This window comes from Corynebacterium sp. HMSC065H09, from assembly GCF_001812845.1.
Lineage (GTDB): Bacteria > Actinomycetota > Actinomycetes > Mycobacteriales > Mycobacteriaceae > Corynebacterium > Corynebacterium jeikeium_D.
In genome coordinates this window covers 1-15,898 of sequence record NZ_KV810600.1, presented here as the reverse complement: position 1 = coordinate 15,898, position 15,898 = coordinate 1, and the positions used below count along the sequence as shown (strand labels likewise).

Genomic DNA, 15,898 nt, shown 5'->3' with positions numbered 1-15,898 from the left:
CTGTGAATATTAATTCACAACAAGACGACCTTCTGACTCAAGCTAAAGCGAATAGCAATGGCCGCGCTGCGGAAATTGTTGTCCACGACGGCCCGCTACGCCAGACTCTCATCGCACTGACTGAAGGAACTGAGCTTTCCGCCCATAACTCGCCGCCCGCAGCCTCGATGCTTGTTCTTGTTGGCGAAGTTGAAATCACCGGTGCCGATGAAACCACGATTTCCGAGGGCAATCTCAAAGTGCTCACCCACGTCAAGCATGGCGTGAAAGCTCTAACAGATTCCGTGTTTTTGCTGACCACGGTCACAGGCGTCGACGGAATCGACAGCCACGGCGACAAGTAGCAATCAGCGCCTACTCCCCGGCGAACGTCTCCAACTGCCGAATGGCACCGGAGACAATCAACAGGTCACCTGCGGTAATGCGGTCGTCGGCAAGCGCGGGGCGGAAGCGCTGACCGCGCTTTTGTACGGCGACGACCGTAATCGGTGCGCTCTGGTTAATCTCCGCCACCGTCTTATCCAGGCAATGGATTGGTGGGGCGACCTTACCGACTGCGTAGTCGCGATCGAACTCCAGGAAGTCCTGGACCTTGCCGCCGATTAGGTGCGCAATACGACGGCCGGTGTCGGCCTCCGGGCGAATGACATGGTGCACACCGATCTGGCCCAGAATCTTGGCGTGAGCCTGGTTATCGGCCTTTGCCCAAATCAGCGGCACATCCATGTCCACCAGTGCGGACGCGGTCAGCAACGACGCCTCGATATCACTGCCGATGGCAATGACCACACGTTCGGCTTCATCGACGCCGAGCTGCTTCAGTACTTCCGGCATGGTGGTGTCGGCGGTGACCACGTGGTCGAAGGTCGAGGACAGCTCCTGAACCACCTTTTCGCGATGGTCTACGCAGAGAACCTCGATACCGCCAGCGACCAGCTCCTCGCCGAGCGCCTGTCCGAAACGCCCCATGCCAAGGATTACAACAGGAGAAGAGCTGACTTGGTCGGCGAAATGCTCTGCAAAACCAGCAAACGGATTGAATTTCGAGTTAGCCAATGAAGGGCCTTTCTTCTGGATATTCGTAGATGCGCTGGCGTGGGCGGGCGGCCAAGGCCGTCGCCAAGGCGATTGGGCCAACACGTCCGGCGAACATCAGCACGATGAAGATTGCCTGTGCTGCCACCGGCAGGTCAGCGGTGATACCTGTGGAAAGGCCTACCGTGGCGAAGGCACTGACTACTTCAAAAAGGATTTGGTCAGTAGAAAACTGTGGCGCTAGGAAACTGACGGCGATTACTGCCAGAAAAACCTGGCCAACACCGAATGCAAGAACGACGAGGGCCTGACGCAGCACCTTTGGGTTGAGGCGCCGCCGAGCCACGGACACGGAGGTGTCACCGCGAATCTCCGCGAGAACGGCGGCGAGAATGACTGCCGACGTCGTGATTTTCACGCCACCTGCAGTACCACCGGTGCCGCCACCAATGAACATGAGGAAGTCAGTGCCCAGCAGTGTCGATGGGTGGAAGTCCGCGTAATCGAGCGCGTTGAACCCCGCGGTACGCGGGCTCACACTAGCGAAGAATGAGTTGAGTATCTTCTCCCCTGTAGTGAAACCAGACATGGTATTGGACCACTCACCAAATGCCACCATGATTGTGCCCAAAGCAATCAGCAGGATGGTGCCTTTGATAGTGAAGCGAGTAGTCAGAGACCAGCGTTTAGGCAACTGCCCTCGCGTGCGGACACTAAGCCACGCTTTCAGGTGTCGCCAGGCCTCGAGCAGAACAGAAAAACCCAGACCACCAACGATAAGAGAGAAGGCCAGCGGCAAAAGTATCCAGGCATCACTGTGGAACCCAATGACGTTGTCCGTATACAGAGCAAAACCGGCATTGTTGAAGCTTGAGATGGCATGGAACAAGCCCTCCCACGCAGCTCTCCCCCAGCCGTACCCGTAACCTAGGTGGAACCGCAGCATAAGTGCCACTGCCACAACAAACTCCACCAACAGCGTGAAGCTAACGGCAGCACGGACAACCCATGAGATCTCGCCCATGTCCATACCGCGGCCCTCAACGCGCGCACCAGCACGGCGGTTAAGGCCGAGTCTTCCTGCTACGAAGAGGCCAAAAAGAGAAGCCAAGGTCATGAACCCGAGGCCACCCAGCTGAATCAACAGCATGATGACAACCTTGCCGAAGGTTGACCAATGGGTAGCCGTATCTACGGTGATCAGGCCGGTCAGGCTCGTTGCCGAGGTGGCTGTGAACAGCGCATCAGACAGCGCCGTGGGCAGGCACATATCCCCAGGGCTCGGGGCACAATGTCCCGTGGGGTGGCTATTGGCTGCCGAAATCGGCAGCATTAACAAAACCGTGCCAACGGTTATGAGGGCGACATAACACCACACCACCAGCGTCGTGGGACGAACTCCCCGACGTGATTTAGTGGTCTGCCGCGACAGCGTAATCACCATCGGAACGTTAGTCCTCATGGCCAGCGGTGTCGAGGGGAATGTTGATATTCCGCCTCTGCATATACCCGGCCTAGAGGGGAACTACCCTACACCCCAGGCACAGTTGCGATATCCCGTACACATTTCGCGCCCAATCCCCGCCCCCACACCCCACCCGCTTTGGCTACTGCGGAAACCTTGAGTTATGGTCAGATTCATGATGACACCCCTGATGAACACACCCGCGCCGTGCGGCGCACAGTGGTGGTGGCTCGCTTAAGTCCGCGAGCAACGTCACGTCATCTCATTAATGTCGACGGCAAACCCGTCAAGTACGAGCTCGCAAGAAGATAAAACTGGCGGGCTCTTTTCTTTTGTCGGCTCGACGAAGAGAACCAGGGCCCGCTGAAATAAACAACAGCAACGAAAGGCCCCCTCAATGACTGATTACAACCCCAGCGCGGATGCCATCGCCAAGGCTTCAGCACCGACTGCAACTAGGGTGCCGTCGGCAAGCGTTAACGGCGCGGGCGAGGTGCGCGAAACCCTCTTACCTGCATTTTTCGGTCGCTTCGGCGGACAGGAAGTGCCAGAGTTCCTGCTGCCAGCTCTCGATGAACTGGAAGCGGCTTACATCGAGGCGATGAGCAATCCGGAGTTCCAGCGCGAGCTGGAAGAACTGCGTCGCGATTTCCTCGGCCGCGCGACCCCGCTGTTCGAATGCCGTCGTCTATCCACGCCGAACACGACGATTGTGCTGAAACGCGAGGACTTGAACCACGGCGGCGCGCACAAGGGCAACAATGTGGTCGGCCAGGCGCTGCTGGCAAAGCGCATGGGAAAAACCCGCCTCATTGCTGAGACAGGTGCAGGCCAGCACGGCACGGCCACCGCGATGGCCGCAGCACTGCTGGGACTTGAGTGCGAGATTTACATGGGCGCACACGATGTCGCCCGCCAGCACCCCAATGTCGAGCGCATGGAGCTCATGGGCGCGAAGGTCGTTCCCGTCACCACCGGCGAGGCCGGTTTGAAGGATGCTATTGACGAGGCACTGGTCGAGTGGAGCAAGACTCTCGACTCCACTTTCTACCTGCTGGGCACCGCCGCCGGTCCGCACCCATTCCCCACTATCGTGCGTGAATTCCAGCAGGTCATCTCGGAGGAATCACGCAGTCAGATGGTCGAGCGTTACGGCAAGCTTCCCGACGCTGTGATCGCAGCCGTCGGTGGCGGCTCCAACGCCATCGGCGCATTTGCTAACTACATCGACGACTCCGATGTCGCCCTCATTGGCGTCGAACCCGCAGGTGAGGGTCTCGACACCGACCGTCACGGCGCGCCCATCAATGCGGGCAAGACTGGTGTCCTTCACGGCATGCGCTCATTTGTCATGCTTTCCGACGACGGCGAGGTGTTGCCATCGCACTCCATCTCGGCGGGCTTGGATTACCCGTCTGTTGGCCCGGAGCACGGCATGCTGAAGGAGAATGGCCGCGCCAGCTATGTCGGAATTACCGACGAGGAGGCGCTGGAAGCGTTCCAGCTGCTCAGCCGCATGGAGGGCATTATTCCGGCGATGGAATCCTCGCATGCGCTGGCGCAGGCCATTAAGATTGCGCGACTCCGTGAAACCGACCCTGCCGCTGTTAGCGAGCTCGGGCTGCCGGTTCACGAAGGCGATGAGCCTTTGCTGTTGCTCGTGAACCTGTCGGGTCGCGGTGATAAGGATATGGAGCAGGTCCGGGAGTTCCTGAACCAGTAGGAATAACCAGTAGGGATTGCTTCCCCACTAGCTGCCTAGCAGGAATCGGACCAAAGCTAATTCTTGTTAGGCAGCACGGCGATCGTCGGCGGCGATGCCCTGCTTCGGGTTCGCCTCCACGATGGCTTCGGCAAGCAGCGATGCCAGCGCATCCTGCTTGGATTCCTTGCCGTCCTGGAAAATCGGGGACACAGTATCCATAATCTCGTTGAATGCGTTCATCAGAGGTCACCTCTCTTAAGATCTCTTTGATCTTTATTGTTGGACTTCTCCAACCGATTCTTTGCGATTCCGCAGTTGAAACGTCGTTTCATCGAATCGTTTGGAACTTATGACTTGCAACCGTAGACGACAACACAAGACCTGGCAAGCGCTAAACTTTATTTTTAGTTAACCTTTTGTTAACTTTTGGACGCTTTTTAGCTCAGGCACTGAGCCACAAACAGCGCCCCTCGACGCCGCCCCATACCTCGCTTTACTGCCGTTGATAACGGCTTCAAAAATCACGCTTTTACACAACCAAAAACAGGGCGCGGAAGTCTCTTTTGGTCAGACATAAACTATCCCCACTAAAAGCGCTTGCAGCCAACATTGAATGTGGGTTACACACCGCGCTCAATCGTCACCCCACGCAGGGATAGCCGCCAGTTCCTCAGAGGTCAACCCCATCGACAATTAAAGAAAAAGGGCCCCCTGCCAGCGGAAATAGACCACCGACAGAGCTGCCGGCTGTCAAAGATGCTGCCGCGAAGGCCACCCCACCCCACTATCGACCCAACCCCAGCCTCACTTGATGTGACCGCAGCCACAGAACCCTCAATCTGAGGCAGTTTTTCCGCCTTTACAGCAAACCGGCGATCAAGAAAACAGAGCCCCAACGGCCCCTTCCAGGAATGCCCCCAACATCGGCTCTACCAGCGACCGTCGGTAGAGGGTTTAAAGCAGCGATTCGCCCGTCGAGCACCCTATCTCGCCCGACTGAAAAACACCCCTAAAAGGGTGAGGTAAATCACACCGCGAGCGCCACTAAAAGCCGTTTTAACGACGATCAGTGAACACCCCAATACGCCGAACAGCCTCTTCCATCTCGGACGTCTCACCGGCGAAGCAGAGGCGAACCCACTGATGGCCGTTCTCTGTGTCGAAGTCGATTCCAGGGGCAACGGCCACGCCCGTTGCGGCCAACAGTTCCCGAGCCCAAGTCATGGAGTCGACGGAGTTCGGGTCGTCGTAAAGCCCTGCGATATTGGCGTAGATATAGAAACCGCCGTCGGGTGGGGCGATATTTCCGAGACCGACGCGGGGCAGCCCCTCGAGCAAAACGTCGCGGTTGCGTGCGTAACGCGTCACGTGCGAATTGAGCTCGGCAATGGACTCGGGGCTGAACGCTTCCACCGCCGCTGCCTGCGAAATTGCCGGTGGACAGACAGTGAGGTTGGCTTCGAGGCGATCAAGCGGCGCACGCAGCCACTTGGGAACGATTAGCCAGCCAACGCGCCAGCCGGTCATCGAGAAGTACTTACTGACACTGCCGACCACGACCGCCGCGTCGGAGAACTCGCGTGCAGACGCACACTGTCGGCCATAAGTAATGCCGTGATAAATCTCGTCGGAAATGAGCAGGCAATCGTGCTGCTCACACCACTTCGCAATGGCACGCAGCTCGTCGGCATCGATAATGGTGCCAGTGGGGTTGTCCGGGCTGGTGACAATCACGGCCTTGGGCACGCGCGGAAGTGCCTCCAGGTGTTGGGCGGTGAGTTGGAAACGAGTCTCAGGACCACAGTCAATCTCGACAATGTTGGCGCCGAGCGCCTGCAGCGTATTGCGGTATGCGGGATAGCCCGGGCGCGCGAGCACGATGTCGTCGCCAACATCGAGGGCTGCGAGGAAGAGCGCTACGAAACCGCCGGAAGAACCGGTAGTGATGACAACATCAGCGGCTTCCGTGGCCGTGCCGTAGTTTTCACGATGCCAGGCGGCGATGGTTGCACGCAGCTCAGGCGTGCCGACGGCCGCTGTGTAGCCCAGAACCTGATTTTCTAAATCAGCACGCGCACGGGCAATCGCGGCAGCCGGAGCCGCGGTCGCGGGCTGTCCCACGCAGAGGAATAGAGCGTCACCGTGAGTGCGCTGACGCTCCTGTGCGAGCGCGAGAACATCCATCACATGGAAGGGTGCGACCTCACAACGGCGGGATGCTAGGTCGCGCTGGGGCTGGGATGCCTGCGGTGACTGCGAGGAGTTTAACGGCTGCGGTGACTGCGACGACTTTGGCGACTGCGGAGATTCGGCGTGCATACCTTCATCTTTGCAGCCGCCGAGGCCACCCGGGAAATCCAGTTCATCCCGGGTGGGTGCACCAGTGAGGCATCCGAGTGCAGCCGGACCACCTCAAGCATTATTTAGATGGAAATACGGCCCTCAACTGCAGGTAGTGCAATGTCGGTGCGGTAGTGCGAGCCCTCGAGCTTAATGGTCTTGATGGTCTCGTACGCCTTGTCGCGGGCCTCTTCCAGCGTGTCACCAACGCCGATGACGTTGAGCACACGGCCACCAGCGGAGACCAGCTCACCCGCAGCATTGCGGGCAGTACCTGCGTGGAGAATGCCATCTGCCTCACGGCCAGGCTCTGCACCTTCAATGACATCACCCGTGCGCGTCGACACCGGGTAGCCTTCAGCGGCCAGCACAACAGTCAGAGCGTAACCATCACGCCAAGACAGCGGACCGAAGTCCGCCAATGTTCCGGTAGCAGCGGCGTTGAGCAGCTGCGCCACCGGGGACTCCAGCAGCGCCAGCACGGCCTGGGTCTCCGGGTCACCGAAACGGCAGTTGAACTCAATGACAGCCGGGCCGTCCTCGCCCCAGGCCAGACCTGCGTACAGCAGACCCTGGAACGGGCAACCGCGAGCGGCCATCTCACGAGCGACCGGCTCGCAGACCTCGGTGACAATGCGCTCAGTTGCGCCTTCCGGCAGCCAGGACAGCGGGCTGTAAGCACCCATGCCACCGGTGTTCGGCCCCTCGTCGTTATTACCGACGCGCTTGTGGTCCTGAGCCGGCAACAGCGGGACGACGATTTCGCCGTCGACCAGGCAGAACAGGGAAACTTCCGGGCCGTCCAGGAAGGACTCCAGCAGCACCGGGTTACCGGCGGCCAGAACAGCCTTTGCGTGTTCGAGAGCTTCAGCGCGGTCCTTAGTGACCACGACTCCCTTGCCAGCAGCCAGACCGTCATCCTTCACGACCCAGTTCGGGCCAAAGCGGTCAATGGCGGCCTCGATGTCTTCGTCGGAGGCCTCCGGCTGGATGGCCTCTGCCGAGGCGGTCTTTACCCCAGCTGCCTTCATGACGTCCTTAGCGAAAGCCTTGGACCCCTCAATCCGAGCTGCGTCAGCGTTCGGTCCGAAGACTGCGAAACCAGCGTCGCGCAGCGCGTCTGCCACACCCGCGACCAGCGGAACCTCAGGGCCAATAACAACCAAATCGGCCCCAATTTCCTTGGCCAGCGCAACAGCGCCAGCGGGGTCATCCACGACCAGTGGATGCATGGTTGCAATTTCACTCATACCCGCATTACCAGGGGCTACGTGAAGATCAGTAGCCTGCGGGTCCTTACTCATTGCGTACAACAGGGCGTGCTCACGGGCACCGGAGCCAATTACGAGGATGCGCATAGCAATCATCTTACTAATCAGCCCGGATAACTCTCATCGCACCCAACCCCTCAATCCGCTATTCGGGTTACCCTTGGCACATGAGCACAGTATTTACCAAAATCATCAACGGTGAACTCCCCGGTCGTTTTGTCTACCGCGATGACAAGGTCGTCGCATTTTTGACCATCGAGCCAATTGCGCCTGGTCATACGCTGGTCGTCCCTGTTGAAGAGGTGGACAAGTGGACGGACGCCTCGCCTGAGCTATGGGCCCACCTCAATGAGGTTGCCCAGAAGGTTGGTCAGGCTGTTGTCTCCGCTTTTGACGCTCCGCGTGCTGGCTACCTCATCGCCGGCTTCGAGGTTCCGCACACGCACATTCATATCTTCCCTGCCCACGATATGTCCGGGTACAACCTACAGTCGGTAGATCGCAATCCTTCCGCAGAGTCCATGGATGAGGCCGCCGCCAAGCTACGGAAGGCCCTCGGGACTGACGAAGACGGAAAGTTGGTGCGCTAATCGCCGCTTCAAACGAGGATTTTCGGGAAGAACAACTTCCGGTAGTCCCTGCCCCTGAAGCGCAGGAACCGGAGGCGCAACAACCGGCTGCAGCTGAAGGATCAGCATCGCTCCCCTATGCCATCTTCCGTCCGCTGCGCGGTGTTTTCGAAGATAACTGGGGAGCCAAAGTGTCCAAATCCCGGCCGTGGCCGGTCATCCTCCTGCATGGAACAGGCCAGGTCAAGGGCATTTGGGAGACCCTCGGCGGTCAGTTACGGGAGGATGGCTGGGCTGTCTTCGCGCCAGATTTTGGGCACCGTGCAACAGACCCCATCAATCAGTCCATCGACATGCTCGTGCCTTACATCAAGGCTGTCCTGCACGCCACTGACGCAAAGCACGCCGTTATCGTGGGGCACTCGCAAGGCGGCTTAATTGCCACCCTGCTTTCTCTGCGCATTTCCAAGTACATCAAGCATGTTGTCTGCCTTGCCGCGCCCAATCACGGCACCAATCTGGGCGGCATCGCTTCCAGTATCACTAAGATCCCCGGCACAAAGTCGCTGATGAGCAACTTTGTGCAGAGCTATTGGGGCGTTTCCGGTTTGGAACAGCTCACGGGTTCAAAGATGGTTTTGAACTCCAATTCCCACGATATCCTCGGTCCCGGTGTTACTTACACCTGCATTGCCACCAAGTATGACCAGCTCATTTCCCCTCCACAGTCCTGTTTCTTGGATGATGGTGACACAGGCATGGTCACCAATCTCTATGTGCAGGACACGTTCCCTCAAGCCATCGTTTTGCATGAGCAGATGGCGCACGATTGGCGCCCCCGCGCGCTTACTCGCGAGGCACTATTCAAGCTGGTAGGCGAGGATTTTGACCCAATCGAGCATGCGGAATAGACCGCTCCTAACGCGGATTTTCCCACCGACAGCCGCACATCCGTCCCTGCCAAATCCAAGTCCAGCGTCGGGGGACCTCAGAGACCCCGTTCCGGTTATCGCACTTCATGGCACGCTCGATAGTCCCGGCGCGTGGGCACCGCTTGCCGACGGACTCCGTGCCCGCGGCCGCCGAGTCTATGTACCGGCCTACGGAGACCGTGGCACTGCTGCCCTCGTAGATTCTGTCGCCGAAGTCGAGGCCTATATCAACGGAGTCTGCACTGAAACGAACTCGGACACGGTCGATATTGTGGCTCACTCGCAGGGTGGGCTACTGGCTTTCCTGCTGTTTACGCGTCTTGCAAACCATGAATGCGAGCGTTTTTCGTTTCGACGTGTCATCAGTGTGTCGGGCTCTGTCGGCGGTGTAAATCTGACTGAGATCTCCCGCATTTTGGGCTGGTGGAATGGGGCTCCTGCCCGCTGGCTAATGGGACAGGCTTTAGCCGATCAAATTGCGGTAGCGGCAGGACAATATGAACTTCCTGCAGCCAACACTGCCCCACACCTCCGAAGGCGCAAGGCAGCCACACCTGACTGGATTAATGTCATCAGCCACCATGACAACCTGGTCATTCCGTGGTCCGATACCGCGCAGAGCTTCCTGCCGGACAGTCGAGCTGTTTTGCTCGAAACCGAGCTGGAGGGCAGGTCTGTTGCGCATTGGAAGCAGCAAACAGACCCCGAAGTGATCGAACTGATCACTCGGCTATTGGCGTAGAGCTTCGACCTAGAACTTGGTCAGCGACTCGCGCGCGGTGACGACATCCGCAAGCAGCTGCTGCGCGGCTGGCGAGGGGTTATCGGAGGTGAGGGCCTCGATGACGACGTCGGGAAGCCCTGCGGCGCGGTAGTCGTCGACAGTGACATCGCCGTACTCGAGGACCCCGTGGAGCCATGCGACTGCACGCGACTCTGGTGAAATGCAGCGTCGTGCGGTGCGTTCCTGCTGGACGAGCACATCACGGTTTTCCACCCCGCGCATCCCCAGCCGTGCAAGAGTGCGAGCAGCAGAGATGAGGTTCTCACCGGCAACACAATCCTGCTGGTTCGGATTGGCCGGCGGCTTCTTACGACCACGACGGCGCACGTAGAGCTCCTGCTGACCAATACCGACCAGGGAGCCATCGCGGTTTCGGATTACAGAGGTGTATGGAACGACCGTCGAATAGCCACCTTCAGTTTCGGCCTTAAGCTTTTCGACCATCTCATCCGGCACCTCTACCTCAAGGTACGCACCATTCTTACCCGGCCGGATAAATTCAAACGACCCAGTTCGCGTCCACGCCTCGTACTTCTTGACATCCAGACGCTGCATAACCAGCGTGCCAAACAGCACATCCGTCATCGAAAACAGTGCACCGCCAAATGCCGCGCCATGCATATTCGCAGTCAGAGCGTTTAGGCGCAGCTCCAATCGCCCCTCAGACCAGTCATCCGCAATCTCAGTGATACGGATGCCGGTGCCAAACAGCGGCGGCCAAATGTTCAGCAAGAACTTTGCCTTAGCCGGGGACATCTCTTTCTCAGCAAGTTTGTACAGGGTGCGTCGCAGCGATGGACCAATAGACATAACTACTTACATTAGGTGTTGACCGGGCGAACGCGGGCATTATTGTCAGAAAACAAAAGTGTGTCAGCTTCAGCACATGCTTTACGACGGTTCCCGCGCCCCACCTTTTATTAAGACAGCGACTATTTCAGCGACTATTTAGGCAGCAAACCGTTCCGCCAGCGTATTGACGCGCAGAGTGAAGAAATCCCGCAATTCCGCGTAGCGGGAATAACCATAAATCCCGCGGTCAGCTGGGTCATCATATTCCCAGCGCTCAGTCTCTACATCTGGCGCGATGTAGTCCGAAACGTCGATTTTCCCCACAACAATGACCACATCCGCACTGTCTGCGAGAGACGGCGTGAGTTGATGAGGATCGCCATCGCACCGTGCCCCCACCTCACAGAGCGCACGCCGCGCGTCTTCATCCAGACCGCGGTCATCATCATCGATGCTGATACCTGCTGACAACACTGTCAGGCCTGGGGCAGCTTGCCGCAGCAGCCCTTCTAGTACGCGTGAGAGTCCCATGTTTGAACTACTGACAAAGAGCACCTCTGACATGGCTCTATCGTAGAATATTTTTCTCGGAGAAATCACCCCAGCTTGTGGGGTTTTCTGGAAGGTTTTGCAGAAAAATGCCAAAAGCGCCCATAGCGCAGGCCCTTCCCCGAGACCAGCCCTATCGACGCTTATGACTTAAGAACAAAGTCCACTTTACATGCGCATGTAACCCCTGTGAAGCGTGGGGCTAGAGTTGCAGATGTGAAAGCTCCGTGGCCTGTGATTTTCCGGCTGTCGGCGTTGCGCTGTCCTGCTGTCGGTGTTGCGCTGTCCTGCTGGCGGCGTTGCGCTGTCCTATCGATGCAATATTCACCTATCGATACGCAGCAGCGTGGCCATAAGTGAATAGCTCATCCATATGTTGACCGGGACTTCCGACAACGTGCGCATAAGTGAAAGAAAATTCCCCCGCCCCAGCCCCCGACAGGCATTTGCCCTTTAATCAGTCTTCAAACGCACCCTTTGTTCCCCGCCCGACCTCCTTAAACCAGATAAAATTGGCGGGGCCGATCGCTCGCGAATAGGAGAATCACCGTGACCGACTCTCGCGATATTAAACCTTTTGCATCCAACCGCGGCCCCAAAGTGACCTCCATCGGTGCCATCATCGGCGCAGCAGCAGTGGGCGGCCTGCTTCTCGGAGGTGTCGGTGCGGGCACCTGCTTGGCGGTCTTTGATTCGCCCGAGCGCTCTGACTACGTCATGCAGCCCGCGCAGCGTGAGGTGCAGGCTGACATCATGGACTCAGACGATGTGCTCACCCCGGAGGAAGAACAGCGCATGCTTCGCGATGTCTCCCGGATCGCCGCCCCTGACGTGGTCCAAGGGCTGCACTACATGGTCTTTGCCGAGAACAAGGAAAACGTTAATGACTCCGTAGAGGAGTACCTGCGCGATAACCACCAGGAGCTCATCGGCAAGGATAAGTTTGCTGATGGCCAGGTCTTCGTCGGCGTGGGCCTTGATCCGCGCCAAGCCTTCGTCTTCGCGGGTGAGGACGTGGCTGCTCAAATGAAGCTACGCAAGAATGACAGCCATCTGAAACAGTCCATCGAAGCAATTAAGCCGGGCGTGCGGGATGACAACATTCCTGCTGGCCTCTTTGCTGGCGCAGCGGCTGCAATCGACGTAGACCGTGCTGCGGATACTCAGTACGAGGGCGCAAAAGAGGACCGGATGGCGGCGGCCGTTGGCCTCGGGGTGGCGGGCCTGAGCGTTGGCGGCGCTGGTGTCGGCCTCGCCGGCGGTGTACGCCGCAGCCGGCAGAAGAAGACACAGCAGGCACGCGAGGACTGGGACTACGTGTCGCAGACCTACACCGATGTGGCGCAACGGCTAAGGGAGATTGATATTCGAGCGCACTCGCTCCAATCAGGGCTGGTGGATGAGCGCCTGCGCCAGGACTGGGAGGGTTTGCGCGATGACTTCCTAGCAATCGATAGCCAGGTTGGTTTCCTCATGTCGATTCCGGCGGATGCGCCAGATGAGCAATTCCGCTCACACTCCGAGCTCATCGCCAACGCGCGCCAACTGTGCGAGCGCGTGGAAACCGCTGAGGCCAATATTGAAAAGCTGCACCGCATTGAGAACGCTGATGCGGATGCTCGCCGCTATGAACTCTACGAGCTGGAGAAGGATCTGGCACAGGCAGGCTACTTGGCCGCAAGCATCGACTCGGCGCTTGAGCGCCACGCGAAGGAGTTGGAAGATGCCGCCACTGAATTATCCAAGGAACCACACCATCCGCAGTTCATGGAGCGCTACCTAGAACTCTTGGATCGCTCCGCGCTCTTGTCGGAGCACGTGCAGTCCCAGCTGCAGAAGCGCAATGAGGCCGACGAGCGCCCCGAGCGCACGCGCATCTACGACTCTGATTTCTTCGCTGGCTCTGGCTACCACGGCTACGTGCCCTTCTATGTCGTGAGCACCTGGGATAGCGATGCCACCACTGCCCGCGACAGCTCTTCCAGTAGCGGTGGCGTCAACAGCGGGTTTAGCTCAGGGTTTTCCGGTTCAGGCGGTTCTTCCAGCTTCTAAGCCGACTTACGGGACAGAGGGGATGCGGACGTTCTGTTAGACGATTTCACCCCTCACGCTACTTAACCCCTACATTTTCCCCTTTAAACCAAAGAACCCCAGGCCGGAAAACTTCCTGACCTGGAGTTTTGGAGCCGGAAACGGGACTCGAACCCGTAACCTACCGTTAGGGTACCCTGTAAAGGTTTGACCTATAATGCCATTTATGCCTGTCAAAGCCGTTTCTCGCGCCACACAGGGACACCTCCCCTACTAGTTTTTGAGGAAAGTCTTTGGGGAAGTGCGGAGTTTTCCGAAGTAGACCCGCAGCTGGACATACGCCACAGCCTGAGTACAAGACTTAACCGGCGGTGGCTACACGGTGTCGACTAGGGGCCACACACCCCTTGCCCCAGCAACCCCTGCCCGTCGCACCCCTACCCCCCACGCATAAAAATGGACTGGGATTGCCCCCAACCCCTCAATTCCGGTTACTGCTCCTGCCACCCCACGTCGTCGGGTGTGACATCCCGGCGCGGGCCCAGTCGCGCAGCGCTCGCCACTGGTATCTCGGATGCAGTACCGCAGATACCCGTCGAAGAGCTGGACGCCTATCTACCAGTCCCGCAGCAGCCCGCCACTCTGCAAATCCCACAACCCCGACCCATCAGCTAGGGCTTTGTCATGCCTTCTGCACCGAGGCAGACGCTCATACCCTTCGACAGGCCGGCGAGGCGGTAGGCGGCTAGCGGGTCCCAGGCACCCGCGGCAAGCCGCCCGGCGCGGGCAACGGCGCCCCTCAATGGGCGAACACAATTGGTAAATTGGTCGTTTCAGGCTATCAATAGTGTCGCAATGAGAGCGCCTAGTGAAATAGCGAGCATCCCTAAGCAATTGACCCAAAACTCGCTACCTAGAAACTTGGCTCGGATATGTGCGATTGCTGCGGTGCAGAAGTAGGCAATGACTCCAACCATCGTCGCTATTCCAATGCCTGGTATCCAGAGCCCAATAATGAGTCCACTTGCTGCTAGGCACTTGATAACGATAAGAGCCCACCACCACTCTGTAGGAAGTCGTACTCCTCTGAGGCAGGCCTCGATGAATGCTACGGGTTTGAGCGAGAGTACCGCGTCTCCGAACAAAATGGCTGCAAGAATGATGGAGGGCCAAGCAGGCGAAGATTCGAGAATCATTATTTTACTCCGTACGCGATTTTAAGACGGGAGATGGAACTGTTCGCGTGAATGGATAGTTCGTCGGTGTCGTATGCACCGGCAGCCCAGCCAAGAAGCAACCCAAGATAAATGTTGTAAAGGATTGTCGCGAACTCTTTAGCGTCATCTTTAGGGAGCATATTGCCTAGGCGCAACACGATTTCATCTACCAAGAGAGTTCGAAGCTCGTTGAGAATCTCTCCGTTGTCTCCCTGTGTGATTAGGGCAGCGCCATACGCTTTCGATAATTCTTCCTGCCCAGTAAACATTTTCAGGAAAGGAGCGAGAACGTCGAGAAGGTTGTCTGATTGCCCACGGAGCTCATCGTGCATGACGGTGATTCGATGTCCGATGGTCTGAATCAACAGCGACTGCTTGCTCCCGACGTTCATAACGGTTCCAACGCTGACGTTAGCTTTCTGCGCGATGGCACGCACATTTGTATCCGCGTACCCGACTGACACAAAAAGGGCATAGGCGGTATCCAAGACTTTATTGCGCGTCGCCTCCTTTTGAGTAGCACGACTTGATTGAACTTGTTCACTGAACATGTTCAAATCGTATCGCTACATCAATCTACGGTCAAGTAGCGATGTGGTTATCCAAGTACATTGCTGTCATGAGAGGCGAGCGGGTTTCCTGCTTACAAGGAGGAAAGTTATAGCTGATCGTCACACACCTACATGTTTTTGCCAGACCAGCTTCTCGGGCCAATAGACTCAAGGATTGCCGAGCGCTTGGCCGATAAGCCTACGAGCTTGTTCCACGGCCAACGCACGACAGGGGCACCGACGACGCGGGTACTGCCTATGCGTGACGACCCATCCGGCACATACCCCCACCCTGGCAAAACTCTGGCCGGGCTCTAACATGGGCAGGCTTGCCGCACCTCGCCGGCGACGATGTGGCGCAGGCCGACCGGGAGCTGCTGCCTGCGGTGATTTCCTATCACGACCTCCGTCACACGGTAGCGACCGCCATGGCTGCAACGGGCAACGCGGCGCTGGCCACCTTGCAACTGGGCCATGCCTCCGCCTCGACTACGGAGGCCGCCTACATCAACCGCGCGGGAGATGTTGACAACTCCGCAATCATTGAAGCGTTCGCTGCCGACGCGCTGGCAATTTTCGGCGGCTAGTCGCTGCCCTCCTGCCGCCGCCCCTGCGCCCTCTTGGCGGGTTAAGTAAAGAAAAGTGTGTCCGCATGCC

16 protein-coding genes are annotated in these 15,898 nt (G+C 58.1%); 7 read left to right on the top strand and 9 right to left on the bottom strand.

Translation table 11 applies throughout. The annotated features are described in order from the left end of the window. Window positions 1-2 precede the first annotated feature (2 nt). Window positions 3-344, top strand: a complete 342-nt coding sequence (locus tag HMPREF2878_RS09075) for a cupin domain-containing protein (RefSeq protein ID WP_049172151.1) — start codon at window positions 3-5, stop codon at window positions 342-344. 10 nt (window positions 345-354) lie between these two features. Here the strand turns inward: HMPREF2878_RS09075 and HMPREF2878_RS09070 are convergent, their stop codons facing one another. Further along, window positions 355-1,056 carry a potassium channel family protein gene (locus tag HMPREF2878_RS09070; RefSeq protein ID WP_016421425.1) on the bottom strand — a complete coding sequence of 234 codons (702 nt, stop codon included), beginning with the start codon at window positions 1,054-1,056 and terminating at the stop codon, window positions 355-357. Next, window positions 1,049-2,479, bottom strand: coding sequence for a TrkH family potassium uptake protein (locus tag HMPREF2878_RS09065; RefSeq protein WP_070653379.1), 1,431 nt, complete (start codon window positions 2,477-2,479; stop codon window positions 1,049-1,051). The genes HMPREF2878_RS09070 and HMPREF2878_RS09065 overlap by 8 nt, the downstream gene beginning before the upstream one ends. A gap of 418 nt (window positions 2,480-2,897) precedes the next feature. On the opposite strand from HMPREF2878_RS09065, the gene trpB reads away from it, so the two are divergent. Beyond that, window positions 2,898-4,223, top strand: coding sequence for a tryptophan synthase subunit beta (trpB, locus tag HMPREF2878_RS09060; RefSeq protein ID WP_070653377.1), 1,326 nt, complete (start codon window positions 2,898-2,900; stop codon window positions 4,221-4,223). A gap of 66 nt (window positions 4,224-4,289) precedes the next feature. On the opposite strand, the gene HMPREF2878_RS11335 is transcribed toward trpB, so the two are convergent. The 3 genes from HMPREF2878_RS11335 to purD all read right to left on the bottom strand — a co-directional run bounded on the left by HMPREF2878_RS11335 (window position 4,290) and on the right by purD (window position 7,903). Continuing rightward, window positions 4,290-4,445, bottom strand: a complete 156-nt coding sequence (locus HMPREF2878_RS11335; RefSeq protein WP_162837147.1) for a hypothetical protein — start codon at window positions 4,443-4,445, stop codon at window positions 4,290-4,292. Between the two features lie 816 nt (window positions 4,446-5,261). Then, window positions 5,262-6,389 (bottom strand): aminotransferase class I/II-fold pyridoxal phosphate-dependent enzyme, encoded by a 1,128-nt coding sequence (locus HMPREF2878_RS09055; protein ID WP_049172167.1) that lies wholly within the window; start codon window positions 6,387-6,389, stop codon window positions 5,262-5,264. Between the two features lie 239 nt (window positions 6,390-6,628). After that, on the bottom strand, window positions 6,629-7,903 hold the full coding sequence (purD, locus tag HMPREF2878_RS09050; protein ID WP_049172166.1) for a phosphoribosylamine--glycine ligase: 1,275 nt from the start codon (window positions 7,901-7,903) through the stop codon (window positions 6,629-6,631). Between the two features lie 80 nt (window positions 7,904-7,983). Here purD and HMPREF2878_RS09045 point away from each other — a divergent pair, with 80 nt between their 5' ends. The 3 genes from HMPREF2878_RS09045 to HMPREF2878_RS09035 all read left to right on the top strand — a co-directional run bounded on the left by HMPREF2878_RS09045 (window position 7,984) and on the right by HMPREF2878_RS09035 (window position 10,059). Continuing rightward, window positions 7,984-8,406: an HIT family protein gene (locus tag HMPREF2878_RS09045; RefSeq protein WP_049172147.1), complete on the top strand. Its 423-nt coding sequence runs from the start codon at window positions 7,984-7,986 to the stop codon at window positions 8,404-8,406. Between the two features lie 170 nt (window positions 8,407-8,576). Further along, entirely contained in the window at window positions 8,577-9,296 is a 720-nt protein-coding gene (locus HMPREF2878_RS09040) for an esterase/lipase family protein (RefSeq protein WP_049172143.1), read from the top strand. Then, entirely contained in the window at window positions 9,286-10,059 is a 774-nt protein-coding gene (locus HMPREF2878_RS09035; RefSeq protein WP_016421432.1) for an alpha/beta fold hydrolase, read from the top strand. The genes HMPREF2878_RS09040 and HMPREF2878_RS09035 overlap by 11 nt, the downstream gene beginning before the upstream one ends. 9 nt (window positions 10,060-10,068) lie before the next feature. Here the strand turns inward: HMPREF2878_RS09035 and HMPREF2878_RS09030 are convergent, their stop codons facing one another. Together HMPREF2878_RS09030 and HMPREF2878_RS09025 are read right to left on the bottom strand one after the other, a co-directional pair. Then, entirely contained in the window at window positions 10,069-10,911 is an 843-nt protein-coding gene (locus HMPREF2878_RS09030) for a PaaI family thioesterase (protein WP_016421433.1), read from the bottom strand. 138 nt (window positions 10,912-11,049) lie between these two features. Then, window positions 11,050-11,424, bottom strand: a complete 375-nt coding sequence (locus HMPREF2878_RS09025) for a hypothetical protein (protein WP_016421434.1) — start codon at window positions 11,422-11,424, stop codon at window positions 11,050-11,052. A 567-nt stretch (window positions 11,425-11,991) separates the two neighbouring features. Between HMPREF2878_RS09025 and HMPREF2878_RS09020 the strand changes: the two genes are divergently transcribed. Further along, window positions 11,992-13,494 (top strand): hypothetical protein, encoded by a 1,503-nt coding sequence (locus HMPREF2878_RS09020; protein ID WP_016421435.1) that lies wholly within the window; start codon window positions 11,992-11,994, stop codon window positions 13,492-13,494. An 812-nt stretch (window positions 13,495-14,306) separates the two neighbouring features. Here HMPREF2878_RS09020 and HMPREF2878_RS11540 read toward each other — a convergent pair. After that, complete coding sequence (locus HMPREF2878_RS11540) at window positions 14,307-14,669, bottom strand: DoxX family protein (RefSeq protein ID WP_016421436.1); 363 nt, start codon at window positions 14,667-14,669, stop codon at window positions 14,307-14,309. Next, entirely contained in the window at window positions 14,669-15,241 is a 573-nt protein-coding gene (locus HMPREF2878_RS09010) for a TetR/AcrR family transcriptional regulator (protein WP_016421437.1), read from the bottom strand. Before HMPREF2878_RS09010 ends, HMPREF2878_RS11540 begins: the two co-directional genes overlap by 1 nt. Window positions 15,242-15,570: 329 nt before the next feature. Here HMPREF2878_RS09010 and HMPREF2878_RS09005 point away from each other — a divergent pair, with 329 nt between their 5' ends. Further along, the gene (locus tag HMPREF2878_RS09005; protein WP_016421438.1) at window positions 15,571-15,828 is read left to right on the top strand and encodes a tyrosine-type recombinase/integrase; all 258 of its coding nucleotides are present in this window, start codon (window positions 15,571-15,573) and stop codon (window positions 15,826-15,828) included. The last annotated feature ends 70 nt before the right edge of the window (window positions 15,829-15,898 follow it).